Here is a 1567-nt window from a genome sequence, read left to right as displayed (position 1 = left end):
TGTAGGCGCCAATTAGTAATGTCGCATTCCAGCCAAGTAGAGATGTCGCACTGTCCCAGCCCTGGGCACTGCTGGGGGCACGGCCATGGCGACGGATGGAGCGACGATCACGATGAGCATGCGCGAAGCCGATCGGCTCAAGACCGTGCAGGCGGTCGTGGACGGTGCGCTGCGCGTGGGCATGGCTGCGCAGCGGCTGGGATTGAGCCGGCGCCAGCTTGAGCGGCTGCTGCAGCGCTACAAGGCCCAAGGCGCTGCCGGGCTGCTGTCGCGCAAGCGCGGCCGGCCCAGCAACCACCAGTTGCCCACGGGGCTGGCGGATCGGGCCATCGTGCTGATCCGCCAGCACTACGCCGACTTCGGTCCGACCCTGGCCGCCGAGAAGCTGCGCGAGCGCCACGGCGTAGTGCTGGGCAAGGAGACGCTGCGCCAGCTCATGATCGCCGCGGGGCTGTGGGTGCCACGCCGGCAGCGCACGGGTCCCGTGCACCAGCCCCGCAGCCGCCGCTCCTGTCTGGGCGAGTTGGTGCAGATCGACGGCTGCGAGCACGCGTGGTTTGAGGACCGTGCACCGCCGTGCACGCTGCTGGTCTTCGTTGACGACGCCACGAGCCGGCTGATGCAGCTGTACTTCGCGCCCACCGAGACGACGTTCGCCTACTTCGAGGCGCTGCGCGGCTACCTGCACTGCCACGGCAAACCCGTGGCGCTGTACAGCGACAAGGACAGCATTTTTCGCTCGGTGCGCGACTCAGTGGAATCTGGCCGTGCTGTCACGCAATTCGGCCGTGCGGTGTTCGAGCTCAACATCGAGAGCTGGTGCGCCAATTCCAGCCAGGCCAGGGGGCGCGTCGAGCGCGCCCACCTCACGCTGCAGGACCGGCTGGTCAAGGAGCTGCGCCTGCGCGGCATTGGCAGCATTGAAGCGGCCAACGCATTCGCGCCGCATTTCATGGCCGACTACAACGCACGCTTTGCAAAGCCACCGCGCAGCGCCTTCGACGCCCACCGGCCGCTGCGCAGCGACGAAGACCTCGGCGCCATCTTCACTTGGCGCTTGCAGCGCAAGCTCACGCCGGCACTGACGCTGCAGCACGAGCGCCGCATCTATCTGCTGCACGATTCGCCCGCCACACGTGCGCTCATCCATCACTACATCGACGTGTGGGAGTACCCCGATGGGCGCATAGAGGTGCGCGCCGATGGCCTTGTACTGCCCTACGCTCTTTACGAGCGCCTTCCCCAGGTCGATGCCGGCGGCGTGGTGGAGAACAAACGCCTGGGCCGCGCGCTGCAGGTCGCACAGCTCATCCAGGCTCAGCGCGATGACCGACGTTGCTCCGATGGGCCCTCTCGTACCCTGGCTGGTGACCCCGTGCGTCAAATCCGCCAAGCCCCCGGCACCAAACGCCAACGCCAGTTCACCGACGAAGACATCCGTGCCGCCATCGAGCAGGTTTGCGGCGGCAGCGAAAACCATTCGACCCGCGTGCCTCCTGGCCTATAGAAACCTCAGTGCGACATCTCTACTTGGCTGGCAATGCGACATTTCAACTTGGCGTTGACA

At 66.3% G+C, this 1567-nt stretch carries 1 protein-coding gene; it reads left to right on the top strand.

Annotation, left to right across the window (positions count from 1 at the left end):
- Positions 1-112: 112 nt before the first annotated feature.
- The gene (locus HHL10_RS30075) at positions 113-1507 is read left to right on the top strand and encodes an ISNCY family transposase (protein WP_375139000.1); all 1395 of its coding nucleotides are present in this window, start codon (positions 113-115) and stop codon (positions 1505-1507) included.
- The last annotated feature ends 60 nt before the right edge of the window (positions 1508-1567 follow it).

Source organism: Azohydromonas caseinilytica (assembly GCF_012927045.1).
Classification (GTDB): domain Bacteria; phylum Pseudomonadota; class Gammaproteobacteria; order Burkholderiales; family Burkholderiaceae_C; genus Azohydromonas; species Azohydromonas caseinilytica.
The sequence above is the reverse complement of the archived record's forward strand: the minus strand, read 5'-3'. Positions and strand labels throughout refer to the sequence as shown.

Coding starts and splice junctions, on each gene's coding strand:
- HHL10_RS30075 (WP_375139000.1), top strand. CDS start 113: ATGAGCATGCGCGAAGCCGATCGGCTCAAGACCGTGCAGGCGGTCGTG.